This window comes from Pseudemcibacter sp. (assembly GCF_965661635.1).
In the GTDB taxonomy this organism is placed as follows: Bacteria; Pseudomonadota; Alphaproteobacteria; order Sphingomonadales; family Emcibacteraceae; genus Pseudemcibacter.
This window is the reverse complement of sequence record NZ_CBFIEP010000151.1, coordinates 1-23,884: the sequence shown is the minus strand read 5'-3', so window position 1 is coordinate 23,884 and position 23,884 is coordinate 1. Positions and strand designations below refer to the sequence as shown.

General features: G+C 39.5%; 23 protein-coding genes and 1 tRNA gene. 14 read left to right on the top strand and 10 right to left on the bottom strand.

The annotated features are described in order from the left end of the window. Positions 1–80: 80 nt before the first annotated feature. Positions 81–236 (bottom strand): hypothetical protein, encoded by a 156-nt coding sequence (locus ACTF6W_RS10400; RefSeq protein WP_438994478.1) that lies wholly within the window; start codon positions 234–236, stop codon positions 81–83. Positions 237–462: 226 nt separating this feature from the next. On the opposite strand from ACTF6W_RS10400, the gene ACTF6W_RS10395 reads away from it, so the two are divergent. Continuing rightward, complete coding sequence (locus ACTF6W_RS10395) at positions 463–957, top strand: Lrp/AsnC family transcriptional regulator (protein WP_438994477.1); 495 nt, start codon at positions 463–465, stop codon at positions 955–957. Positions 958–1,007: 50 nt separating this feature from the next. Here ACTF6W_RS10395 and greA read toward each other — a convergent pair whose 3' ends face one another. The 3 genes from greA to carA form a co-directional block, all read right to left on the bottom strand. Further along, on the bottom strand, positions 1,008–1,481 hold the full coding sequence (gene greA / locus ACTF6W_RS10390) for a transcription elongation factor GreA (RefSeq protein WP_438994476.1): 474 nt from the start codon (positions 1,479–1,481) through the stop codon (positions 1,008–1,010). A gap of 103 nt (positions 1,482–1,584) precedes the next feature. Further along, positions 1,585–4,824 carry a carbamoyl-phosphate synthase large subunit gene (gene carB / locus ACTF6W_RS10385; protein ID WP_438994475.1) on the bottom strand — a complete coding sequence of 1,080 codons (3,240 nt, stop codon included), beginning with the start codon at positions 4,822–4,824 and terminating at the stop codon, positions 1,585–1,587. Next, a complete protein-coding gene (gene carA, locus ACTF6W_RS10380) occupies positions 4,817–5,989 on the bottom strand; it encodes a glutamine-hydrolyzing carbamoyl-phosphate synthase small subunit (RefSeq protein WP_438994474.1) in 1,173 nt (390 codons plus the stop codon). The genes carB and carA overlap by 8 nt, the downstream gene beginning before the upstream one ends. Before the next feature lie 294 nt (positions 5,990–6,283). Between carA and ACTF6W_RS10375 the strand changes: the two genes are divergently transcribed. The 8 genes from ACTF6W_RS10375 (at position 6,284) to ACTF6W_RS10340 (ending at position 15,174) form a co-directional block, all read left to right on the top strand. Next, the gene (locus ACTF6W_RS10375; protein WP_438994473.1) at positions 6,284–6,736 is read left to right on the top strand and encodes a GatB/YqeY domain-containing protein; all 453 of its coding nucleotides are present in this window, start codon (positions 6,284–6,286) and stop codon (positions 6,734–6,736) included. A 71-nt stretch (positions 6,737–6,807) separates the two neighbouring features. After that, the gene (gene dnaG, locus ACTF6W_RS10370; RefSeq protein WP_438994472.1) at positions 6,808–8,709 is read left to right on the top strand and encodes a DNA primase; all 1,902 of its coding nucleotides are present in this window, start codon (positions 6,808–6,810) and stop codon (positions 8,707–8,709) included. Between the two features lie 60 nt (positions 8,710–8,769). Beyond that, positions 8,770–10,788: an RNA polymerase sigma factor RpoD gene (gene rpoD, locus ACTF6W_RS10365; protein ID WP_438994471.1), complete on the top strand. Its 2,019-nt coding sequence runs from the start codon at positions 8,770–8,772 to the stop codon at positions 10,786–10,788. A gap of 110 nt (positions 10,789–10,898) precedes the next feature. Then, positions 10,899–10,975, top strand: a tRNA-Ile gene (locus ACTF6W_RS10360). A gap of 454 nt (positions 10,976–11,429) precedes the next feature. Further along, complete coding sequence (locus tag ACTF6W_RS10355; protein WP_438994470.1) at positions 11,430–11,810, top strand: c-type cytochrome; 381 nt, start codon at positions 11,430–11,432, stop codon at positions 11,808–11,810. Between the two features lie 87 nt (positions 11,811–11,897). After that, on the top strand, positions 11,898–12,797 hold the full coding sequence (locus ACTF6W_RS10350; RefSeq protein ID WP_438994469.1) for an alpha/beta fold hydrolase: 900 nt from the start codon (positions 11,898–11,900) through the stop codon (positions 12,795–12,797). Further along, on the top strand, positions 12,794–14,431 hold the full coding sequence (locus ACTF6W_RS10345; protein WP_438994468.1) for a hypothetical protein: 1,638 nt from the start codon (positions 12,794–12,796) through the stop codon (positions 14,429–14,431). The genes ACTF6W_RS10350 and ACTF6W_RS10345 overlap by 4 nt, the downstream gene beginning before the upstream one ends. Positions 14,432–14,466: 35 nt before the next feature. Continuing rightward, the gene (locus ACTF6W_RS10340; protein ID WP_438994467.1) at positions 14,467–15,174 is read left to right on the top strand and encodes a hypothetical protein; all 708 of its coding nucleotides are present in this window, start codon (positions 14,467–14,469) and stop codon (positions 15,172–15,174) included. Between the two features lies 1 nt (position 15,175). Here the strand turns inward: ACTF6W_RS10340 and ACTF6W_RS10335 are convergent, their stop codons facing one another. The 4 genes from ACTF6W_RS10335 to ACTF6W_RS10320 are packed head-to-tail and all read right to left on the bottom strand — an operon-like array spanning position 15,176 to position 19,284. Continuing rightward, entirely contained in the window at positions 15,176–16,228 is a 1,053-nt protein-coding gene (locus ACTF6W_RS10335; protein ID WP_438994466.1) for a hypothetical protein, read from the bottom strand. 26 nt (positions 16,229–16,254) lie between these two features. Further along, on the bottom strand, positions 16,255–17,619 hold the full coding sequence (locus ACTF6W_RS10330; RefSeq protein WP_438994465.1) for an MFS transporter: 1,365 nt from the start codon (positions 17,617–17,619) through the stop codon (positions 16,255–16,257). 24 nt (positions 17,620–17,643) lie between these two features. Then, positions 17,644–18,216: a peroxidase-related enzyme gene (locus ACTF6W_RS10325; RefSeq protein WP_438994464.1), complete on the bottom strand. Its 573-nt coding sequence runs from the start codon at positions 18,214–18,216 to the stop codon at positions 17,644–17,646. A gap of 30 nt (positions 18,217–18,246) precedes the next feature. After that, on the bottom strand, positions 18,247–19,284 hold the full coding sequence (locus ACTF6W_RS10320; RefSeq protein WP_438994463.1) for an NADP-dependent oxidoreductase: 1,038 nt from the start codon (positions 19,282–19,284) through the stop codon (positions 18,247–18,249). 133 nt (positions 19,285–19,417) lie between these two features. Here ACTF6W_RS10320 and ACTF6W_RS10315 point away from each other — a divergent pair, with 133 nt between their 5' ends. From ACTF6W_RS10315 to ACTF6W_RS10300, 4 genes are all read left to right on the top strand, one after another. Continuing rightward, entirely contained in the window at positions 19,418–19,765 is a 348-nt protein-coding gene (locus ACTF6W_RS10315; RefSeq protein ID WP_438994462.1) for a VOC family protein, read from the top strand. A gap of 13 nt (positions 19,766–19,778) precedes the next feature. After that, on the top strand, positions 19,779–19,988 hold the full coding sequence (locus ACTF6W_RS10310; RefSeq protein WP_438994461.1) for a VOC family protein: 210 nt from the start codon (positions 19,779–19,781) through the stop codon (positions 19,986–19,988). Between the two features lie 9 nt (positions 19,989–19,997). Further along, complete coding sequence (locus tag ACTF6W_RS10305; RefSeq protein WP_438994460.1) at positions 19,998–20,786, top strand: alpha/beta fold hydrolase; 789 nt, start codon at positions 19,998–20,000, stop codon at positions 20,784–20,786. A gap of 85 nt (positions 20,787–20,871) precedes the next feature. Then, positions 20,872–21,564 carry a hypothetical protein gene (locus tag ACTF6W_RS10300; RefSeq protein WP_438994459.1) on the top strand — a complete coding sequence of 231 codons (693 nt, stop codon included), beginning with the start codon at positions 20,872–20,874 and terminating at the stop codon, positions 21,562–21,564. Positions 21,565–21,622: 58 nt separating this feature from the next. Here ACTF6W_RS10300 and ACTF6W_RS10295 read toward each other — a convergent pair whose 3' ends face one another. Together ACTF6W_RS10295 and ACTF6W_RS10290 are read right to left on the bottom strand one after the other, a co-directional pair. Further along, the gene (locus ACTF6W_RS10295; protein WP_438994458.1) at positions 21,623–21,952 is read right to left on the bottom strand and encodes a YciI family protein; all 330 of its coding nucleotides are present in this window, start codon (positions 21,950–21,952) and stop codon (positions 21,623–21,625) included. Beyond that, positions 21,949–22,884: a hydroxymethylglutaryl-CoA lyase gene (locus ACTF6W_RS10290; RefSeq protein ID WP_438994457.1), complete on the bottom strand. Its 936-nt coding sequence runs from the start codon at positions 22,882–22,884 to the stop codon at positions 21,949–21,951. Before ACTF6W_RS10290 ends, ACTF6W_RS10295 begins: the two co-directional genes overlap by 4 nt. Before the next feature lie 116 nt (positions 22,885–23,000). Between ACTF6W_RS10290 and ACTF6W_RS10285 the strand changes: the two genes are divergently transcribed. Then, a partial coding sequence (locus ACTF6W_RS10285; RefSeq protein WP_438994456.1) for a CaiB/BaiF CoA transferase family protein occupies positions 23,001–23,884 on the top strand: 884 nt, incomplete at its 3' end.

Sequence of the window (23,884 nt, the reverse complement as noted above, 5' to 3'; positions counted from 1 at the left end):
TAAGATAATGAAAGTTTCTTAATCGGTTATCGGCGTATAGCTGTTTAACAATCATGTATAACCCCTAATCATTTTTAGGTTCATACGAGCCGACTTTTTGGAAGGTTTAAATTAAGGCATGTCCCTTCACCGGGGGCGCTAGAGAATAATGACGTTCGGCTTTCGGTTGAATTATCTTCAGCCAAAGCCATTAAATTCCTAATACGATCGTCAAATTGTGCTTTATTCGGCACCATTTGTCCAAAACCCTCATAATATTTTCTTACATCCAAAAATAAATATAGCCTTTATTTAGTTGCATATCCAGTGAAAGAAACGGGATTTGGAAAAAAAGTCCTATTTGGTAATAACTATTATAAATTCTAATAATATTATGAAATTATTTAATAATATGATATAATCTTGCGCATTATTGAAATTTTATTTCATTGTAAGCGACTTTAATTATATGGATATTTATGAATGCCTCAGTTCAAACTAGATGATATTGATATGGAAATATTAAAAGTTTTGCAAGAAGAGGGCCGTGTTACCAATGTACAATTGGCTGAACGTGTGGGTATTACTGCCCCTCCTTGTTTGCGTAGGGTCCGTGCTCTTGAAAAAGCAGGTTACATTCATGGATATCATGCAAACTTAAATGCTAAAGCTCTTGGATATGATCTTGTAGTTTTTGCTATGGTCGGCCTTCATAGTCAGGCCGAAAATGATCTTAAATCCTTTGAAGAAATGGTCGGTGAATGGCCTATGGTTCGTGAGGCACATATGTTAAATGGTGAAATCGATTTTATCTTGAAAATCGTCGCACGTGATTTAAATCATTTTCAAACATTCCTTACGACGCACCTTACACCCGCCCCCAATGTTGCGAGTGTAAAAACGTCTTTAACAATAAGATGTGGTAAAAACCGTCCAGGTATTCCATTTACTCCGGATGCGGTATTCGTTGAAAAATAAAAAAGCCGCATAAAAGCGGCTTTTTAAAAAAATAGTCGTAATGAAACGAATTATATAAATTCAATTTTTACAATCTCATAATATGTTTCACCACGTGGGGTTTTTACTTCAACCTCGTCGCCGATGTTACGCCCTATGAGGGCGCGACCAATTGGTGAGCTGAATGAAATTTTACCTGATGCGACGTCAGCTTCATCGACGCCAACAATTTTATATGTTGATTCGGCATCATCTTCATCGGCAATCGTTACGGTTGATGCGAATACGACACGATCACCAGACAAGTCTTTTGGGTCGATCACTTCAGCGCGACTAAGCTTATCTTCGATCATTTGAATGCGGCCTTCAATCATGCCCTGTTGCTCTTTCGCGGCATGATATTCGGCGTTTTCAGAAAGATCGCCATGTGCGCGTGCTTCTTCAATCGCTTTAATTACTGCAGGTCTTTTAACATGCTTTAAGTTTTTAAGTTCTTCTTCGAGGCTTGTATGGCCTCCAGCAGTCATTGGAACTTTTTCTACCATTTTAAAATCTCATATTTTATTTAACAAAAAAATATTGGCACATTTGATCGCCTGATACAAATGTAGATTGTAAATCTTTTTTTGTTAAAATTTCAATAATTCATCAATAAGACTGAAGGGGTTTAACTTCAAGCGTTGAAGATTTCAAGACTTTTATTGCTTCCATGGCAGAAATTGCACCTCTTGATGTCGTGTAATAAGGTATACTGTCTAGAAGAGCCGTTCTTCTAAGCTCATAACTATCTTTGATAGATTGCGCGCCTTCTGTCGTATTGAAGATGAGATCAATTTCATCATTCTTAATGGCATCCACTATGTGTGGGCGGCCTTCTAGTACCTTATTAATGCGCGTCACTTCAACACCATTTTCTTTTAAGAAGTCCGCGGTTCCTCCCGTTGCTAGTACGGTATATCCCATTTCAACTAATTCTTTAGCGGGTGTTACCATTTTGACTTTGTCTTTATTTTTTACAGAAATAAAGACATTTCCTTTAAGTGGTAAATGAGTGTTTGCCGCTATTTGTGACTTAAGGAATGCACGCGGAAAATCTTTATCAAGGCCTATGACTTCACCAGTTGAGCGCATTTCAGGGCCAAGCAAAATATCAACACCAGGGAAACGATTAAATGGAAGCACCGCTTCTTTTACTGCAAAATGATCAGTTTTATAACTAGGGATATCAAAATCTTTTAATTTTTCACCCGCCATAACACGTGCTGCTATTTTTGCAACAGGTGCGCCAATGGCTTTTGCAACAAATGGTACTGTTCGGCTTGCGCGAGGATTAACTTCAATCAAGTAAACAACATCGTCCTTAACCGCGAATTGGACATTCATTAATCCTACAACATTTAGTGCAAGAGCCAGTTTTCTGGTTTGCGCTTCCAGGTCTTCTATCACGCTTTCTTTTAAAGAATATGGCGGCAAGGAACAGGCACTATCTCCAGAATGAACGCCAGCTTCTTCAATATGTTGCATAATAGCGGCGATATGGACATCCTCGCCGTCACATATGGCATCAACATCAATTTCTGTTGCACCGCCTAAATATTTATCAATGAGAACCGGGCTATCCCAAGAAACACTAACGGCTTCTTTCATATATCTTTTAAGTGAGACAGTGTCGTAGACGATTTCCATCGCGCGCCCACCAAGTACATAAGAAGGACGGATTAAAATTGGATATCCAATGCCTTCTGCAATTTTAATTGCTTGATCGGTTTCTGTCGCCAGACCATTTTCCGGTTGCTTCAGATCTAATTGATTGACAAGTTCTTGAAATCTTTCTCTATCCTCAGCAAGGTCGATTGAGTCTGGTGAAGTACCAAGTATTGGGATATTCGCAGCTTCTAAAGCGTGTGAAAGTTTGAGAGGCGTTTGACCACCAAACTGCACTATCACGCCAATAACTTCTCCGTTTTCTTGCTCGCGTCGAATGAGGTCAATTACATTTTCAGCCGTTAACGGCTCAAAGTATAACCTGTCTGACGTATCGTAATCTGTAGATACCGTTTCAGGGTTACAGTTCACCATAATCGTTTCATAATTTTGATCGCTCAATGCAAATGCGGCATGACAACAACAGTAATCAAACTCGATACCTTGCCCAATGCGGTTCGGACCGCCCCCTAAGATGACAATTTTCTTGGCATTTGTGGGTTCCGCTTCACATTCAGAAATGCCGGCTGCATCGCGTTCATAGCTTGAATAAAGGTATGGTGTTTGTGATTCAAACTCAGCGGCACAAGTATCAATGCGTTTATAAGATGGTTTAATTCCAAGTGCATATCGTTTATCTAAAACTTCACTTTCTTTTAATCCCGAAAGTTCGGCTAATCGCTCATCTGACATCCCTAGAGATTTTAGATTGATAAATTCATTTTTATCAGTTGGCAGGCCATTTTCGCGGACATTTTGTTCAGCATCAATAATTAACCTTACTTGTTCTATGAACCATGGGTCATATTTTGCAATTGAATGAATTTCTTCTGTGCTTAATCCTAGGCGCAAGGCTTGCGCTAAAATAAGTATCCTGTCAGCAGAAGGGACAGCAAGGGCAGCTCTTACAGCATTAATATCACCTATTTCAGGATCATATCCAGGCACATCAATTTCGTTGAGACCGGTTAGATCAGTTTCCATAGATCTAAGTGCTTTTTGTAAGCTTTCTGGAAAACTACGTCCTATGGACATCGCTTCACCAACAGATTTCATGGCTGTTGTCAGTGTAGGTGCTGCATCAGGGAATTTTTCAAAAGTAAAACGTGGAATTTTTGTTACCACATAATCTATAGTTGGCTCAAAAGAGGATGGGGTTACCCCCGTGATCTCATTAGAAAGTTCATCAAGAGTATATCCTACGGCAAGTTTTGCGGCAACTTTGGCGATGGGGAAGCCTGTTGCTTTAGAGGCAAGCGCTGAAGACCTACTAACACGAGGGTTCATTTCAATGATGATCAATTCCCCGTCTTCAGGATTAACGGCGAATTGCACGTTAGAGCCACCTGTTTCGACGCCTATTTCACGAAGAACAGCAATCGATGCATTACGCATAATTTGATATTCTTTATCCGTCAATGTCAAGGCAGGCGCCACCGTGATGCTATCACCAGTATGAATACCCATTGGATCAAAATTTTCAATGGCACAAATAATAATGCAATTATCGGCGGTGTCTCGCACCACTTCCATTTCAAATTCTTTCCATCCTAAGATAGACTGTTCTACCAAGATTTCTGAACTTGGTGAGGCGTCTAAGCCTCCTTTTACAATGTCAATATACTCTTCTTTATTATAAGCGATACCGCCCCCGCTTCCACCCATGGTAAAGCTAGGGCGAATAATGATCGGAAGTTTAATATAGTCCATTGCATCAAGGGCTTCTTCAATTGAGCCCACAACACGACTTCTTGGCATGTTGATATTTAGTCTGTTCATGGCATCTTTGAAAAGTTGACGATCTTCTGCCATATTGATGGCATCAACTTTAGCACCGATCAATTCCACATTGTATTTTTCAAGAATACCATGTTTATCAAGTTCTAATGCAGTATTAAGACCTGTTTGACCGCCCATAGTAGGCAAGATCGCATCAGGTTTTTCTTTGATAATAATTTTTTCAACCATCTCTGGTGTTATGGGTTCTACATAAGTTGCGTCGGCGAGATCAGGGTCTGTCATGATCGTTGCCGGGTTGCTGTTTACCAGGATCACACGGTAACCTTCTTCACGAAGAGCCTTACAGGCTTGTGTGCCGGAATAATCGAATTCGCAAGCCTGACCAATTACGATCGGGCCTGCACCAATAATAAGAATGGAATTTATATCTGTACGTTTAGGCATTTTCTAAAATCATTTCCATAAAGCGGTCAAAAAGATAGTGGCTGTCTTGAGGTCCGGGGCTTGCTTCCGGATGGTGCTGTACTGAGAAGGCTGGTTTGCCTTCAAGCTCAATACCACAACATGTCTGGTCAAAAAGGGATATATGGCTTAATTTTACACCCTCTGGTAATGTCTCTTTATCAACCATAAAACCATGGTTCATTGAGGTGATTTCAACCTTGTTAGTATTAAAATCCATTACCGGGTGGTTTGCGCCACGATGACCTTGATGCATTTTTGTGGTTTTTGCACCTACAGCAAGGGCAAGCATTTGATGTCCGAGACAAATACCGAATAGCGGAATACCGCTTTCAAGCAATTTTTGAATGATCGGAATTGCGTATTCACCAGTTGCTGCGGGATCACCTGGTCCATTTGATAAAAAGATACCATCCGGGTTAAGTTTCAAAATCTCTTCGGCGGGTGTTGTGGCTGATACCACTGTAACTTTGGCGCCTGTTGTCGCTAGGCATCTTAAAATGTTATGTTTGATGCCATAATCAACAGCAACGACATGAGCTTTAGGGTTATTAAGTTCACCGTAGCCATTTTCTAAGGTCCACCTTGTGGTGGTCCAATCATATGTATCATTACAAGTCACTTTAATAGCAAGATCCATTCCGTTAAGGCCGGGCCATTCATTTGCTTGAGCCTGTAAAGCAGGAATGTCAAATTTACCTTGGCTATTAAAACAAATGACGCCGTTTGGAGCGCCATTTTTTCTGATAAATCTTGTTAATTTTCTTGTGTCTATTCCGGCAATGCCGGTGAGGTTTTGTTTAAGACACCAATCATTTAAATGCTGTTCTGAGCGAAAGTTAGAAGGTTCTGTTATATCTTGGCGAATAACGAGACCGCGGACAGCAGAAGTTTTGGTTTCTTCATCTTCTGCGTTCGTGCCAACGTTACCTATATGGGGGAATGTGAAATTAATAATTTGTCCAGCGTAAGATGGGTCAGTTAAAATTTCCTGATAACCGGTCATGGAAGTATTAAAGCATACCTCTCCGACGGTTGTGGTTTCTTTACCAAAACCATATCCCCAAAAAACAGATCCATCATCTAGCACCAATACGGCAGTTATATTTTCGTGTGGTGGGATAAGGGCGTTTTCTGTGTCAGTCATGGGCATAAAGACTTTATATAAATTGTTGGGTTATATTTTTTACGATCAAACTTTCTTATTAGACCATTCGATGCGTAAATTGACCGGAACATAATCAATCGATTTAAGGGCGTCAAGAAAATAAGAAGTAATTTACAAATAAAAATTATCCCTTAAAATCAATAACTTACAATAAAATTTGATGTTGCATTTCTAACAGTTTTGGGTTAGTATCTCTCTTTCCTGTAATTAAAAGCCGACTGACTTTGAGATGTCATATGTCGGCATTTTCGTAAAATAAGGATATAAAACAATATGTTGCGTGAAAAATTTAATACAGCAATGAAAGAGGCCATGCGGTCAAAAGATAAGCGTCGCTTGAGTACCATACGTTTAATCATGGCTGCGATTAAAGACAGGGACATCTCAGTTCGTACCGAATCGGATAGTAAAGTAGGCGATCCGGAAATTATTGAAATCCTCTCCAAAATGGTTAAGCAACGTCACGAAAGCTGTAAAGCTTATCAGGAAGCTGGACGTGATGAACTTGCTAAACAAGAGAGTGATGAGATCGAAATTATTAGCGAGTTTTTACCACGTCAATTGGATGATGCAGAAGTTGAGACAGCGGTTAAAGCAGCTATTGATGAAACCGGAGCATCAGGACTTAAAGATATCGGTAAGATTATGGCCATGTTAAAGGGTAATTATTCTGGCCAAATGGATTTTTCAAAAGCAAGTGCGCTTACTAAAGATTTATTATCATAAGGCTTGACTGGAACACGTCATTATCTAATTTAATGTTAGATATTCATTTTATTAGAATTTAAAGTACCATTATGGGATTTACGCCAGATTTTCTTGAAGAAATAAGAAATCGACTGCCTGTTAGCGACGTCGTCGGTCGAAAAGTGCGCTTAACACGTAAGGGACGCGAGCATACTGGCCTATGCCCATTCCATAATGAGAAAACCCCTTCTTTTACGGTAAATGATGAAAAAGGTTTTTACCATTGTTTTGGATGTGGGGCACATGGCGATGTCATTAATTTTACATTGGAGACTGAGGGCCTTTCTTTCCCTGAGACAGTTGAGCGGCTTGCTGGACAGGCAGGTCTAGAAATTCCCAAACAAACCCCATATGATCAGAAAAAAGCGAAAGTGAAAAAATCACTTTATGATGTGATGGAAGCGGTCACGCATTGGTTTGAAAGTCAATTGGTGGCGCAGGCCGGCGCAGAAGGCCGCTCATATATCAAACAAAGGGGCCTTACAAAAGAAACGGTCAAAAAATTTAGATTAGGATTTGCGCCAAATAGCAAAAATGCTCTTAAAGAAGCAATGCTTGCACGTGATGAAATTACAGAAGAAATGCTTATTGAAGCGGGAATGCTAATTAAACCAGATGACGGTGCTGAAAGTTATGATCGTTTTCGTCACCGCATTATGTTCCCCATTACGGACCGTCAAGGGCGAGTTGTTGCTTTCGGTGGAAGGGCACTTTCATCACAAGCAAAAGCAAAATACCTAAATTCACCAGAAACACCATTATTTCATAAAGGGCGATTACTTTATAACTTAAGTGGCGCTAGAAAAGCAGCCTTTGAAAAGGGACGGCTCTTAGTTGCAGAAGGCTACATGGATGTCATTGGTCTTGCGCAGGCCGGATTTCCTGAAGGGGTGGCCCCGCTCGGTACGGCGGTCACCGAAGATCAAATTAGAGAAATGTGGCGGCTCACCCCCGAACCGATGATGTGTTTTGATGGAGATAAAGCAGGACAGCGTGCAGCCATTCGTGTGGTTGATCGTTCATTGCCGCTTTTAAAGCCAGGGCATTCTTTGAAGTTTGTCTATCTACCTGAAGGAGAAGATCCTGACAGTTATGTAGCAGGGCAAGGGGCAAATGCCTTTGAAAATCTTCTTTCTGAAGGAAAGCCGTTAGCATTGGTGCTATGGGAAGAATTGATTAGTGAGGGCGACCATAACACACCAGAACAAAGGGCTGGTCTGGAGCAAAAAATAGCCCGCGTTTTGAATGATATTCAAGATCAAAAAATCCGTGGGTATTATGAAAATGACTTTGGGCGTCGATTAAAAAACCTGTTTGGCGGCGACTTTGTTCCAGAGATAAATTTGCATGATCAGTCTTTCAATCAGCAAAATAGAGAGAATCAGCAGAAAAACTGGGATAGAGGCTTTAATCAAAAAAGAGGCTTTTCTAGAGGTAAAGAAGAAAAAAGCATTGGAAACCTAAATAAAACAAAAATAGGTAAATCTAATAATTCTTCATTGTTAGATCGGGAAAGGCTAATCATACTAACGGTTTTAGAGCATCCTTGGCTTTTAGAACAGCACGAAGAGCAGTTTGCAACCTTCGAATTCGAATCGGAAGAGCTTGACAAAGTCCGTAATGAAATCATACGTATAGCTAGTCGCGACTCGGACCTTGAAAAAGACCGCCTGAGACACCAAATGTTAGAAGCAGGTTTGGGCCAGGCTATAGAAATCATATTCAGGCAAGGCGTGTTGACAGCCCAGAATTTTACTGGGTCAAAATCTTCTCGTGAAGAAACGGAAGAAACATGGAAGCATTCTATTGAACTTTTCCAACTTGCAAAGTTGGAGCAGGAGATTGCTTCATATGGTTCAAAGGATTTAAATGAAGAAGATTATGCGCGCTTGCAAGCACTGAAAGAAGAGCATTCAGCAAGCCTAAAAAAATTAACTGAAGTATCAGATTGATGAGAACATCTTTTTGAACTTAACAATTTTATAGTGTTTAAAATTATTTGAGGTTTATACATGGCGGAAAAAGCCAAGAAGTCAGATAAGACGACAGAAGTCGCAGACGCACCAGTAGTTGATAGTCAAGATGCCGTAAAAAAGATGATCGCCGCAGCTAAAAAGCGCGGATATATCACCTATGACGCTCTTAATGAAGCACTGCCGCAAGATCAAATGTCATCTGAGCAAATAGAAGACGTTATGACGATGTTATCGGAAATGGGTATTAACGTTATTGATAATGCCGATGCGGATGAAGCTGGTGAAGGTTCTGAAGAAGATGCAAAGCCAGCTGCAAAAAAGGCCGTGGAAACTAAGCCTGAGACAAAAGCGCCTGCTGACAGAACTGATGATCCTGTGAGAATGTATCTGCGTGAAATGGGAAGTGTTGAGCTTCTTTCGCGTGAAGGTGAAATCGCAATTGCTAAACGTATTGAAGCCGGTCGTGAAACGATGATTTCCGGACTTTGTGATAGTCCGCTAACATTTAACGCTTTGGCTGCTTGGGGCGAAATGCTCGAAGAAGAAGAAATTCTGCTGCGTGATGTCATTGACCTTGATGCAATGTATGGGAATGATCCAACACAAGAAACAGATGCTGTTCCTGCTGCGGATTCAAAGGATGAAGAGGCTGATGACGTTGCCGACAGCGATGATAAAGATGCTCTTGAAAATAAGGATGATAACGAAGATAAAAGTGAAGCAGATGAAGGTGTAGAAGAAACAGCCGATGATGACGATGATGACGACGACGATGATGAAGGCGTCACAATGTCACTTGCTACTATGGAAGAAGCGCTTCATCCTCGGGTGATGGAGATATTTGCTGAAATTCGTAAAATTTATAAAAAGTTCTCCAAACTTCAAGATTTGCGTCACGAATCAAATATTGGAAACGTCCAATTAACACCGGCGCAAGAAAAGCGTTACCGCAAACTGAGCGATGACCTCATTGTAATGGTAAATAACCTTCGTCTTAATAATAATCGGATTGAAGCATTACTTGAGCAACTTTATTCCTCAAGTAAGCGCCTAATGGGACTTGAAGGAAAAATGCTCCGTCTTGCGGAACGTTATAAAGTTAGTCGTAAATCGTATCTTGAGAATTACTGGGAACGTGAGCTCGAGCCTGATTGGGTTAAAACCATGGGCAAAGAAAAAGGCAAAGGCTGGGATAGTTTCATTTCAAACGAAGCAGATATTATCCAAAATATGCGCGATCAGGTTAAGGAAATTGCAAGAGACGTAGGTCTTAATGTTTCTGAATTCCGTGTCATAGTAAATAAAGTTCAAAAAGGTGAAAAAGAAGCGCGTATCGCTAAAAAAGAAATGGTTGAAGCGAACCTTAGGCTCGTAATTTCTATTGCGAAAAAATACACGAACCGTGGACTTCAATTCCTTGATCTTATCCAAGAAGGTAATATTGGCTTGATGAAAGCGGTGGATAAGTTTGAATACCGTCGCGGATATAAATTTTCGACTTATGCGACATGGTGGATTAGACAGGCTATAACGCGTTCAATTGCGGACCAAGCCCGTACAATTCGTATACCGGTTCATATGATTGAAACCATCAATAAGTTGGTGCGTACAGGTCGCCAGATGATGCATGAAATAGGCCGTGAAGCAACGCCAGAGGAACTCGCCGCACGTCTTTCAATGCCACTTGAAAAAGTACGTAAAGTTATGAAGATCGCCAAAGAGCCGATCTCGCTTGAAACGCCTATCGGCGATGAAGAAGACAGTCATTTAGGTGATTTCATTGAAGATAAAAATGCGATACTTCCGGTTGATAGTGCTATTCAGACAAACTTACGTGATACGACGACGCGTGTTCTTGCGTCCCTGACACCACGTGAAGAACGGGTTCTTCGTATGCGATTTGGTATTGGTATGAATACTGACCACACGTTAGAAGAAGTCGGACAGCAGTTCTCTGTAACACGTGAACGGATCAGGCAGATCGAAGCAAAAGCACTTCGTAAATTAAAACATCCTAGCAGGTCACGAAAGCTTCGTAGTTTCTTGGATAAGTAATATTTTAAGCCCGTTTATATGACGGGCTTAAAAAAAATCGCGATCAATGAATTTCTTCTCTAGGCAATTAATTTATAATCTGCTAGGTAAGCATTTCCAAATCGCGAAGGGGGCCTGTAGCTCAGTTGGTTAGAGCAAACCGCTCATAACGGTTCGGTCGTAGGTTCGAGTCCTACCAGGCCCACCATTTCCCCCAAAGATTAAAAGAAATAAATTTCTGCAAATATCTTTGCTTGAATTGAACATTGTTATTCAATAAGACATTTATAGTCTTACTTATAATCATAAATACTTCTATTTGTTTACTTTTTACATAACTCAAGATTATTTAATTTTAATATTTTTCAAGCTTTGATGATGCATAAATTTTACTTTACACCTAACAACTATTGTGTGAGAAATATATTCTCAGAGCTTCAAAAAGTAATATTTAAACTCCTTCTTTTGGCCTTATTATTTTCTTTATCCAACCCTACGTTTGCGGTGGAGTTAAAGGATAAAATTCGTTTCAATTACGGGTATGATAAGATCACAGCGAAAAACCCGCTCATATCGGAAGATCAAGTAACGACGGATGAAACCTTTACCCCAAAACAGAGCATACGCCATACTCATACATTCGGGTTGACTTATTTATATTTATGCTTACAGCTTTATCACTTACATTTGGGGTCTTCTCAATCGCAAGTTCACAAGAATTAGATGAACAAGCGCTAATTAAGCGCGGTAAACTAATGTTCTTAAGGTGCCGTTCTTGCCATTCAGTTGAGCAGGGTGGCGCTCATAAGGTTGGCCCTAATTTATATGGTTTATTTGGCTCCCAAATAGCCTCAAAAGAAGGATTTATTTATTCTGATGCCATGACAAATGCGGATGTAGTTTGGTCACATGACACACTTGAAACATTCATCACAAAACCGACTGATTTTATGCCGAATACCAAAATGGCATTTGTGGGTTTGCCGAAAGAGCGAGATAGAAAAGCTTTAATTGCATATCTTAATTCAGTCACGTCTCAATAGTGAAGCCGTTGAAAGACAATTGAATTTGAAATTCACTTTATGACATTTATCACTGACTTTAGATTGCATATGGATAATAATGTATAGATGGGATTTAATTTTTTTAATATCGACCAAAATAAACACTTAGGTTCTTTTACGAGAAGGCGCCTACTTGTGACGGCGAGCGCTGTTGCTTTGTTTCCGCTGATTAAATTAAACGTAAAAACTCTTCTGAAAACGAATAAGAATATTGCTTTTCAAACTTATGGGGAGGGTGATTTAACGCTTGTTTTTGTGCATGGGTGGTCATGCGATAGTTCTTATTGGTCCGAACAACTAGATTTTTTCAGCCAAAACTATCATGTCGTGACTATTGATCTTGGTGGACATGGTGCATCAAATGTGATGAGGACAGATTACACCATTGAAAGTTTCGGCGATGATGTTTTAAGCGTATTAGATCAATTAGATAGCGAAAACATTATCTTAGTAGGTCACTCCATGGGTGGTCCAGTGGCTGTTGACGCAGCAAGCAAATTAGGTGACCGTGTAAAAGCGGTTATCGGTATTGATACATTAAAAAATGTGGGCGCTGAACCGATGTCACTTGATGCAGCAAGAAATGCCTGGGTTCCATTTAAGGATGATTTTAAGAATAGTATTGCTTCATTTGTGCGAAATTCATTTTTCATTGAAACTTCTTCACCATTGTTAGTCAATAGAGTTTTAAGTGATATGGCGTCAGCAGATCCAAAAATTGCCCTTAGCGCTGGCGCTGGGCTTTTAAGTTATAATACGCCGCGCGCAGTTCGTAAAATCGCTAATATTCCGCTCACACTTATAAATGCCCCAGAAGACCCAACGAAAATAGAGGTACTCGAGCAAGTGCATGGCAATCACAATGTCATCATTATTCCGGAAACGGGACATTTCGTCATGATGGAAAAGCCAGTTCAATTTAACGCTACCCTCCATGATGAAATAGAAAGATTAATAGCTAAATGAGTATAAAGCGCGCTTTTGTATCATTGAATAATGGTAATCAAGTTCATTATCGCACCGCGGGCAAGGGCGCTCCTTTGGTGATGCTTCATCCGTCGCCACAAAATTCAGAAACTCTTATTCCTGCTATTTCTAAGTTCTCAGAATATTGTCAATGTTTCGCGTTAGATACGCCAGGATATGGTCTATCAGATGATATTGACGTGGAAATTCCAGAAATTGGTGATTATGTCGGACCAATAATGGAAGCTATTACCAATCTTGGAATAGATAAGTTTTGTTTATATGGATCTGCAACCGGTGGGCAAATTGGAATTGAGCTCGCAAAAAGGTTTCCAGACCGTATTTTACTATTAATGCTGGATACCAATGGCCATTTCACACAAGAGGAAATAGAGAACACGATGGATGGATATTTCCCGCTTGTCGATGCAAAGCGAGATGGTGGTCATCTACTTACTTATTGGGATATGTGTCGCCATCTTTATGTTTCTTTCCCATGGAATAGCTCAAAAGCACAAGATAAAATTAATATTGATTTACCTTCTGCAGAAGCCATTCATACTATTTTTCTTCGATATCTAAGTGCGGGTGAAACTTATGCAAAAGCTTATATGGCTGCGTTAAAAACTGAGCATGTTGGGCATATAATTGATGTAAAAGTTCCTACAACAATATTGCGTTGGCAAGGTAGTATTCTTCTTAGTGCAACTGATGCGCTTATTGAAAAAGGATTAGCTGATAATTTCCAAGTTTTAAATGCTGGGCCTACTCTTGATGAAAGATATCAAGTCCAGCTTGATGCGTTAAAGGAATTATATCTTCAGGATCCTGTGCTGACTGAAAAAGTAAGTATTCAAAGTGATAAAAAGAAATTAAGGCGATATGTTTATAACGGTAAGGATGTGTCGGTAAATTATCTCCATAATAACCGTACTGAAAAGAAACCTGTTATCATTATTCATGATTTAGGGGCTTCTATAAATACTATACCAAAAATTGAGTTTAAAGACCGCCCTATATTTATCGCTGATCTGCCTGGCCATGGGGACAGTTCTCCTTTGACAGAAAATTTATCAATTAATGATTTTACAAAACCGTTAGTGGAAATGTTTAATGAATTAAACATAGATGCATTTGATATAATTGCTTTTGGTTCGGGGGCGATAGTCGCGTTTGAATTATCAGACATTTTGAATGTTGAAAATATAAGTATTTTTGATCTCATTCCGATTAATGATTCCATGAAGTTCGACAATAATCAGATATTGCCGAAAATTGATGGTTCACACATTCCAACAATATGGGCGATGGCACGAGATAGTGAATTATATTATCCATGGAATATCCATAACCGTGAAAATATATTACATAGCGACCCAAACCTTAATCCATCATATCTTCATGAAAAAGCGGTAAATATTTTTAGAACGGTATATATTCAAAAAGACCTCGAATTAATTAAAACACGTTATAAGTGGGATGAGAAAATTCAAAACTCAAAATCAACAATTCGAATGGCGTATAGTGCTAATTACCCAGATAAATTGAAAGTTACTCATTCTCTAAAAACTCAACATGTAACTATAGAATTGCCAGAGGATACTTCTCTATGGGTAGATTTATTGTTTAATTAAAGCTTATGGTATTTAGCAAATTTTAGGAGTGACCGATGGAAGAAAACTTATATTCCTCCACTTATCAAATTCTTGTGTTTATTCATTTATTGCTCTTCGTTTTATGGCTTGGTGCGGATGTTGGTGTATTTTTGTTGGGCCAACATTTTCGCAAACGTGAAAAATATGATCTTTCACAAAGAATGGTATTGCTTCAATTACTTGTTAATTTGGACATGGTGCCTCGTTCAGCTTGGGCTCTTATGGTGCCTATTACAATTTCTATGTTGGCTGTCGGTGATTATTGGGCACTAACGACTTGGTGGCTATTATTGGCTTGGATAATTGGCGGGTTTTGGTTATGGCTCGCTTGGGATGCGCATATTCATGATCAAACAACACGTGCGACGCGGGATAGAAAAATTGAATTTGTTCTTAAAATATTACTCACCATATTTTATTTAGGATTAGGCGTTACTTCTTTCGTTACAGGAGAGCCGTTAATGCCGGCATGGCTTGCAAGTAAGGCGTTTTTGTTTGGGCTTATTTTTGCGGCTGCGATTATGATTGATGTCACTTTTAAGCCTGTAGGGGGGCATCTAGGCAGGTTATTATCGGAAGGATCATCTGATGAAACAGAAGTGCCTCTTTTAAAAACTATGAACCGGACAAGAATTTGGGTTTGGGCCGTTTATGCCTTGTTATTCATGAATGCTTTTATTGGAAATATTAAACCGTTTGAATGCATGAGTAATTGTCACTAAATTATTTTTCAATAGAATAAAACTCAATATTAGCGCCGTCAGGTGTCTTGATAGAAAAGATATTTATGTCCCCGTAAGGAGCAATTGTGATCTTTGAAATCTCAGGATTATCTGAAAGTCCGCGGTTTATTAATTCTTGTTTTGCTAATTTGGCTGATGCAACAGGAAATTTAATAGAAAGAATGCCGAAGTTCGGCGCATGGCAATTCGCTGCATAATCTTCTCCCTCCAGATCCATAAACTCTACCAGCTCCACTCTTCCTACTTCGCTTTTCTGAGGATAAAGAATTCCTGCTTGATATCGCGATGTCGTTGTTAAATTAATAGGAATTCCCAAGGGCATTTGTGCTGCTTCTTTAGCAACCGTCGGCTCATTGCCGTAAAAGAAGGTATCAAAACCAAGCATATCGATGAAGAATTTTCGTGAGTTTTCTCTGTTTTTTACTGTTTGCATAATATTAAACGGAAGAGATAATCGGTCAAATTTTGGAAAGCTTTCTGGAAGCGGTGGTGAAAGTCTTTCATATGCTTCAATTTGTAATCCTTGGGGCCCTTTAAAAATAACAATCTTTAATTTTGAAGGACCAAATTCCAGATCTGTTATCGGTGTTTCTGTCCACCAACTCATTCGAATTGCATCATCATAAATTTGTTCTAGGTTGCTGGCCCTCATCATAATGCTTGTATAGCAACCAGTATCCCACGGACGAGCACCTGGCCTAATCGGGGTTTGCTTTTGGCCTTTTATTTCAATCAATCGGATATAGCCAAATTTTGTGCCTTTTGCTTTTAATACCATTGATTGTGCGGTGGTATTCTTATCTAATCCTAAGTGATTTAAAAATGCTTTATCTTCTTCACCACGCCAGATCATCTCATATTCGGCGATCTCAAGAAAAAAGCGCGCAGCTTCATCGATATCATAAGTGCTGACGACGACTTCTTGCCACGGATTGGTTGTTATTGGTTTAACGGTGGTAGAAGTATCAGCGTACGCTCGTAACGATAATGATTGAAAAACGGTGATAATAATTACAGTAAAAAATGTTTTCATAATGTGATTGCGCATATTCTCGCTTTCTAATTATTCTTAAAAAAGGAAGAAGGGATAAGAAACGCGTTTATTCCTGCAATGAAAAGGGGGACGGAAAAAATAATAAATAGCATTTGAATAGATACACCTGCATCAAAAATAATACCGAATAATGCGGGCCCTGCGATGGCACCGGTTCGGCCAATGCCCATTGCCCACCCGATCCCTGTCGTTCTTATATTTAATGGATAAACTCTCGCGGCTGCAGGGTAAAATCCTGTCATGCCACCCTGAACGGTAAAGCCAATTAAGAGGATTAATAAAAACATGATGAAGTAACCCATATTAAGATTAGCGTAGAGTGACATTAATATAAAACCACCGGTCATATATAAAAAAATCAAACGATTTAATCCCATGTGCGCTGCTAAATAACCTATGCCGACAGTCCCTGCAAAAGCACCAAGGTTTAATACAGTTCCAGCATAAGTCGCGAGTTCAAAAGGCATTCCGGTCGTTGTAGCAATATTCGGTATCCAGCTGATGAGCGTATAGAGCGTCATAAATGAAAAGAAGACACCTGACCAAAGTAAAAGAGTGGAAAGTTTTAAATTATTACTGAATAAAGCCGTTACTTGAATTGATGCGGTTTTTTTGTTTGGTTTTTCCGGCAAGATTTCTAAAGCAGCATGCCCCATGGATTTAAGTAAAATGTTGATCATTTTCAAAGCATTTTTTGGTTGTTTCTTTGCGAGAAATTCTAATGATTCAGGCATAAAGAAATAAATCAATGGTATCATCGCGAGAGAAAAACAACCGGCCATAAGATAAGCGGCACGCCATCCATAAAGCGGAACCACCCACGACACAAAAAGACCAGTTAAAATAGCACCAATAGGCCAGCCTGCTTGAAAAAAGGCAACATTAAAATCGCGTCTTTTGTCGTTGGAGAACTCGGTTGCCATTGCCGCCATGGTAGGCAGAAGACAGCCGATACCAATACCTGTCATCAGTCTTAAAATTAACATCAAACCATAACTATCAATTACGGCAGTCGTTAGCATACTGATCGCGACGAGCGACATGGAAAACATGATCATTTTTGCACGGCCAATTTTGTCCGCGATAGGAGCGAGTAAAAGACACCCAATCATCATCCCAATTAGGCCAACACTAAAAATATATCCCAGTTCCGTTTTTGAAAGACCCCACTCTGTTTCTAGTTTGGTGGCCGTAAAAGACACCACAAGAATATCCATGCCATCTATCATATTGAGAATAAAACACATTACGACCACGATGACTTGTATTGTACTCATGGGACTATCAGCAACTAATCTGTGAAGATGGTTTTGATTTTCGTCAGGATTATCTTGTTTAGACATTGATGTATTTTGGCTCTCTTGTGTCACAATAAGACTGTCCCATCATCCGAATTATCGATTTTTTGAGTGATATTCAATATTTGGCATCATATCAAGGCTTAAGGCCATGCGGTTGGTGTAATTAAAAAAGGCCGCTACATCAGCAATGTCAAATAAATCAGCTTCTGAAAAACCTGCTTCTGTTAACTTAAAAGTGTCTTCGTTTGATATTAGTTCGGGCGTTTTTGTTAACTTTTCAGCATATTCTAGCATTGCGAAATGTCGCCCCTCTAGACCGGCAGCGCGCCAATTCATAACAAGTAACTCTCCTAGTTCAGGATCATCAGCAAGTTCACGCACGGCCTGCCCATGTGCCACAAGACAATAATAGCATTTGTTGCAGGATGAGACGACCACAGCAATCATTTCCCGTTCAAGGACAGATAAACCAGAAGTGCCCAACACTACTTCATTATACATGCGGCTAAATGTACGAAACTTATTTTGATTAAATGTATAGGTTAGCAGTACGTTAGGAATAATGCCTAGTTTCTCTTTACAAATATTAAGATATTTTTTGACATCATCATCAAGACTATCGAAATCGGGAACTTTCAGATACATAACATGGTCTGGTTGTGGCATTCTTAATTTCCTTCCTGCATTTTCTCTATCTTAATCAAATATCAGTTCTGAATCATCTAGTATCTTACAAAGAGCGACACCACGGTTTTTGCCACTGTATAAATTTTGAAGGCCATATGGCATATTTTCAAACCCTATCGTTATATCCTCTTTTACTTTTATAAGGCCGTCTTTAATCCATTTAGCTATTTTTTCTTCTGCCTCGGAAAAATCAGCTTCATGGTTATAGACAAAAAAACCATTCATCGAAGAATTCGTTGATCTAAGGTTGGTATAATTGCTAGGGCCGAACGGCTCATCTAACATGTATTCTGATATTGAACCGCATAACACTATCCGAGAATTCATGGCTAAGTTATTCAATGCTGCGACCAGAGTTTCACCGCCAACATTGTCGAAATATATGTCTAATCCATCACTTGCTAATTCATTAACTCTATTGGCGACGTCTTCATTTTTATAATCTATGACACTGTCTGCCCCCAGTGATTTTACGAAATCACATTTTTCTTTACCGCCAGCGATACCAATAACAGTACATCCTAATATTTTTGCTATTTGGGTAACAATGGATCCGACACCACCGCCAGCACCAGAGACAAGTACGGTGTCGCCGGCTTTTGGAAAGCCACATTTTACAAAACCACAATATGCACTAAATCCTGTCATGCCCAATTGACTGACACCTAATGAATAGGAAAGACCTCTTTGAGGCATTTTATAAAAACGCTCTCGTTTCGTGCCTTTAGAAATTTTATATGTTTGCCAGCCGATTTGCCCTTGAACGACATCACCAACTTGATAATCGGGATGCTTGCTATCGATGACTTGACCAACGCCACGTCCGTGAATGACGTCACCTATGGAAAGTGGTTTTTCACCTGCGGCTGAAATTCCTTGCATATACATACGCATTACCGGGGCGAGGTTTAAATAATGCGTTCTTAATAAAAATTCCCCATCATTAAGAGTAGCGACTTGTTCTTGATGAAATTCAAAATCGGTTATTTTGACATTACCATCAGGTCTTGCAGCAATGCGCCATTGGTTATTTATTAAATTCTGCATTATTACTCTCCAGGACTTTTGACGTTATCTTAGGTGGATGGTAACTGCAAGTCGGTGACAAATATCATTGCGTTTATTGCTTTAAAAATATTCAATAAGAAGTGTAGGGTATATTCAATCAAGGACAGATATAATGATCAAAATTATTAACCGTGCAATTTCATATTTTCTCGCAACCATCATGTTATTTTCAGCAAACATAGTAAATGCTCAGGAAGATATTCCCGTTCAATCTTTTATGACTAATGCGGCAATATATGTGAAAGACATGGAAGCGTCTTTGAAATTTTATACGGAATATATGGGGTTCATCAATCGGTCTGATAGCCCTGTGACACCTGGAAAATCAAAGGATACACTTGGTATTGATCAGGAAATAGACACGCGTATCGTTTATTTAAGCCCGAAGCCAGAATATACGGAACTGGGAAGTTTCGCTGGTGGGTTAGCACTCGTAGAAATTAAAAGTGATACTCCATGAATATAACAGAGTAATGGATAGTATAAAAGCCGTTCATGGTGAGACAACGATGGTTCATAGAGTTCAAAATATTAAAAAGATTTATAAATCTCTAGTCGATAATGGTATTCAAATCGTTACCCCACTTTCTCCTAGCGCTACAGGGCGATCTATGTCTTTTTCTGCGTTTGACCCGAATGGTATTAGGGTTGAAATGTATGAAATGATCCCTCAGGAAAACTAAGGAAATAATATGCCTAGAACCGCTCATTATATCGACTGTCAATTTGGTCAACTTCATTATTACCAACAAGGGGAAAATGAAAAAAATGTGCCATTGATATGTTTCCATATTTCCCCTTATTCAGGAAGGTATTATGAGAAATTCCAACAGAAGATATCCTCTGACAGGATAGTCATTTGTCCTGATACACCAGGGTATGGTGGATCATCAGCACCAGCTAATCCAGCTTCCATCGAAGAAATTACAAAAGCAATGGTGGAGTTAGTGAATAGTTTGGGCTATGAGCAAGTCGATCTTTTAGGATTTCATACTGGCGTTCTAATTGCGGCAGAACTTACAAATATATTACCAGATAAGATTCGCAAGCTTATACTTCCTGGTATTCCATTAGTTCCAAAAGATAAAAGATCAGCATTCCGTAAAAACTATGAAACACCGCGTCCGTATTTTGAAGACAAAGGTTTCCTTGCAAATAAATGGAATGAGGGCTTAGAGAGTGAGAAAGAGGGCTGGAATAATGAGCGCAAAATTGAAATGTTTGCGGAAGTGATGAGAGCTGGTCTTAAATCTAACTGGGGTTTTATGGCTGTATTTGATTATGATATTGAAAATAGTCTCTCATTAATAGAAAAACCTGTTCTCATTCCAATTCCAGATGAAATGCTTGCAGCAAGTTCAAGAGCAGCGGCGGGTTTATTCAAAAATGCAGAAGTGATTGAAATGCCGCATATTCAAGCGGATTTGTTTGAAAATTGTCCCGCTGAATTCATTGATCAAATAAGGGTATTTCTAACCTAGCAATGTCGGGTGTGACATTTATCAATGTGTTATTCAGTTTAAATGTGAATGCTAGAGAAAATTTAAAACAATAAGGAATATTGATATGGATATAATGATGCATGATGTACTCAGGTGGTTACATGTAATATTTGCAGCATATTGGTTGGGCGGTGAATGGGGGGTATTCAATGCTTCGACAAATGTCGCTAATGCAAAATTAAGTTTTGAAGATCGTATGCGGCATATGGAAACGGCGTACCGTATCGATATATTACCGCGTTCCGCAATTATTTGGCTGCTGCCTGTTGGGTTCCATATGGCCGATAATTTAGGCTTATCACCGGTGACGGGCATTTGGGTTCCGATCGTCTGGGTCGCAACAGCACTTTGGTGGTGTTTAATTTTTGCGGCATTTAAAAACCGTGGAACACAGCTCGGTATTAAGATTACAGAATTTGACGATAAAATTCGCTACATTGTTATTCCTGGCCTTTGGTTTTTAGGCGGCTATACGCTTTACACAGGTGAAGTTTTAGGCACTGGAATGGAAGTTTACGGACAATATTGGTTCGCAACGAAACTTGTATTCTTCGGATTTATTTTAATCATCGGCTTGGCACTTAGAATAATTATGAAAGGCTGGGCTGTTGCGTTTCACAGATTACGCGATGAAGGTTCTAATCCGGAAATCGAGGCGATTTTCACGGACACATTAGCGTTGGGTCGTAAATGCGCTTATATTTACTGGGTTAGTATTATTTCGATGGCCTTCTTAGGGGTTACAAAACCTTTTTAAAGAATTACATGCTGCCTAATACTGTGGCGCCTCTTTTAAATAAGGGGCGTCCTTTTTTTTAAAAGGCCTTGCCGCCAACAACATCACCAACCGCACCACGAAACGTGTTTATGGATATTTTGTCCCAGATGTCAGCAGAATAATAAGGGTCACCCTTAAGTAAATTTTCGGCTTCACTTTTGTCGTCTGTCTTATAGATCAGAATTGATCCCACTATTGTTTTATTGTCATCAGCGAACATTGGCCCGGCAACAATAATCTTATCCATAATACTGACGACATAATCACTATGAACCATTAATAATTCGTCGCGAGTTTTCTTAACACCTTCGTCTAAATGGTCAATGGCGTGTACAACTGTAAACAGATGTCTTTTTTTGATTGTCACTCACCATAATACTCTCCTTTAGGCATGCCGGCTTCTGGAAGGAAACCATATAAAGTTTCTTCTGATAAAGCCTTTTTAACGATTTCTCTTACGTGTAATAATTTCTCAATATCGATACCTGTTTCATAACCCATAGAATTTACCATGAAGACTAAATCTTCTGTAACAATATTCCCGCTTGCACCCGGGGCGAATGGACAACCACCGATGCCGCCAAGACTTGCATCGAAAGTGGTGATGCCGTGATCGAGAGCCGCGACAACATTTGCAAGCCCAAGTCCGCGGGTATTATGAAGATGTAATCCAGTTAAATTCTGTTCACCGATTTCACTTTTAACGGCTTTAACCAGTTTGATAATATGGTTTGGTGTGGCATATCCTGTCGTATCGGAAAGACCAACTTCATTACAACCCGCATCCATTAATGCATAAGCGATTTCTATAATCTTACTTTTTGAAACTTTACCCTCAAGCGTGCATCCAAATGCCGTTGAAATACCACCTTCAAATTTTGGTTTTTTGTCGGATGGCATTGTTTTTATCAGGGCGACAATATTTTTTACTTCCTCAATCATTTGAGCGTGAGTGCGGTTCACATTTTTTAGACTATGTGTTTCGCTTGCAGAAAGAGGAATGGTTATTTTATGAGCCCCGGCTTTAATTGCGTTTTCTGCTCCTTTTAGATTTGGAACCAAAACGGCAACGGTTAAATTCGGAATGGTCAATGCATGTGCAACTAGTTCAGCGGTGTCAGCCAATTGCGGTAATAATTGAGCAGGGACAAATGAACCAACCTCGATTTCAGGCACACCCGCATCTGCGGCGGCGGATATCCATTTCTTCTTGGCTTTTAGCGGCATAATTGTTTTTATGCTCTGGAGGCCATCACGCGGTCCGACCTCACTTATCTCAATAAAATTTTTATTTTTCATTTTCAGTCTTTCTTGTCAAAATAGGTGACTATTTTTATTGATCATGCCCTTAATAAAATATATAAATAAATGATATAATGATATAACAAAATGATATTTAATTCAATTTAGGAAAAATGATGTCTGATGAACATGGTTTACCATTAGAGGGTGTTAAAATAATTGAATTCACCCACATGGTTATGGGGCCAACAGTGGGTGTCATTCTTGCGGATTTGGGTGCAGATGTTATTAAAGTTGAACCAATCGGTGGCGACAATACACGAAGATTGGTGGGTTCTGGGTCTGGTTATTTCCCAATGTATAATCGAAATAAAAAAAGTATTACGTTAAATTTAAAGTCTGAAGAAGGACTTGCGGTGGCGCACAAGTTAATTGCTGATACGGATGTGATGATTGAAAATTTCCGACCAGGTGCAATGGATAAGCTAGGTTTAGGATATGACCAGCTTAATGAAATTAATGACCAACTTATTTATTGTTCTGAGAAAGGGTTCTTAGAAGGGCCATATGCCCATAGAACGGCCCTTGATGAAGTGGCTCAAATGATGGGTGGGCTGGCTTATATGACGGGTGAGCCCGGTAAACCAAGTAGAGCGGGCGCAAGTGTTATTGATGTAATGGGTGGCATGTTTGGCGTTATTGGAATTTTAGCTGCATTAAAGCAGCGTGAGAAAACGGGCAAAGGTCAAAGAGTACAAAGTTCATTATATGAAAGTACTGTTTTTCTCATGGGGCAACATATGGCACAATATTCTGTAACCGGAAAAGCAGCAGCGCCGATGCCTGTACGTGTTTCAGCTTGGGCAATTTATCAGGTGTTTAACACAAAGGATAATGAGCAACTTTTTGTTGGAGTTGTATCAGATACGCAATGGCGTAAATTTTGCGAAAGCTTTGGCCTTGATGAATTGGCAAATAACCCAGAATATGAAAATAACACGAGTAGGGTGCAACGCAAAAAAGAATTGGTTCCTATCGTTCAGCAAGTTTTTATGAA

Excerpts from the sequence above, each read along its gene's own strand:
- ACTF6W_RS10350 (WP_438994469.1), top strand. The coding sequence starts at position 11,898 with ATGGGATTTAATTTTTTTAATATCGACCAAAATAAACACTTAGGTTCT.
- ACTF6W_RS10375 (WP_438994473.1), top strand. The coding sequence starts at position 6,284 with ATGTTGCGTGAAAAATTTAATACAGCAATGAAAGAGGCCATGCGGTCA.
- ACTF6W_RS10315 (WP_438994462.1), top strand. The coding sequence starts at position 19,418 with ATGATCAAAATTATTAACCGTGCAATTTCATATTTTCTCGCAACCATC.
- ACTF6W_RS10340 (WP_438994467.1), top strand. The coding sequence starts at position 14,467 with ATGGAAGAAAACTTATATTCCTCCACTTATCAAATTCTTGTGTTTATT.
- ACTF6W_RS10400 (WP_438994478.1), bottom strand. The coding sequence starts at position 236 with ATGGTGCCGAATAAAGCACAATTTGACGATCGTATTAGGAATTTAATG.
- ACTF6W_RS10345 (WP_438994468.1), top strand. The coding sequence starts at position 12,794 with ATGAGTATAAAGCGCGCTTTTGTATCATTGAATAATGGTAATCAAGTT.
- ACTF6W_RS10305 (WP_438994460.1), top strand. The coding sequence starts at position 19,998 with ATGCCTAGAACCGCTCATTATATCGACTGTCAATTTGGTCAACTTCAT.
- ACTF6W_RS10300 (WP_438994459.1), top strand. The coding sequence starts at position 20,872 with ATGGATATAATGATGCATGATGTACTCAGGTGGTTACATGTAATATTT.
- ACTF6W_RS10320 (WP_438994463.1), bottom strand. The coding sequence starts at position 19,284 with ATGCAGAATTTAATAAATAACCAATGGCGCATTGCTGCAAGACCTGAT.
- rpoD (WP_438994471.1), top strand. The coding sequence starts at position 8,770 with ATGGCGGAAAAAGCCAAGAAGTCAGATAAGACGACAGAAGTCGCAGAC.
- carB (WP_438994475.1), bottom strand. The coding sequence starts at position 4,824 with ATGCCTAAACGTACAGATATAAATTCCATTCTTATTATTGGTGCAGGC.
- dnaG (WP_438994472.1), top strand. The coding sequence starts at position 6,808 with ATGGGATTTACGCCAGATTTTCTTGAAGAAATAAGAAATCGACTGCCT.
- ACTF6W_RS10325 (WP_438994464.1), bottom strand. The coding sequence starts at position 18,216 with ATGCCACAACCAGACCATGTTATGTATCTGAAAGTTCCCGATTTCGAT.
- ACTF6W_RS10355 (WP_438994470.1), top strand. The coding sequence starts at position 11,430 with ATGCTTACAGCTTTATCACTTACATTTGGGGTCTTCTCAATCGCAAGT.
- ACTF6W_RS10335 (WP_438994466.1), bottom strand. The coding sequence starts at position 16,228 with ATGAAAACATTTTTTACTGTAATTATTATCACCGTTTTTCAATCATTA.
- carA (WP_438994474.1), bottom strand. The coding sequence starts at position 5,989 with ATGACTGACACAGAAAACGCCCTTATCCCACCACACGAAAATATAACT.
- ACTF6W_RS10310 (WP_438994461.1), top strand. The coding sequence starts at position 19,779 with ATGGATAGTATAAAAGCCGTTCATGGTGAGACAACGATGGTTCATAGA.
- greA (WP_438994476.1), bottom strand. The coding sequence starts at position 1,481 with ATGGTAGAAAAAGTTCCAATGACTGCTGGAGGCCATACAAGCCTCGAA.
- ACTF6W_RS10395 (WP_438994477.1), top strand. The coding sequence starts at position 463 with ATGCCTCAGTTCAAACTAGATGATATTGATATGGAAATATTAAAAGTT.
- ACTF6W_RS10290 (WP_438994457.1), bottom strand. The coding sequence starts at position 22,884 with ATGAAAAATAAAAATTTTATTGAGATAAGTGAGGTCGGACCGCGTGAT.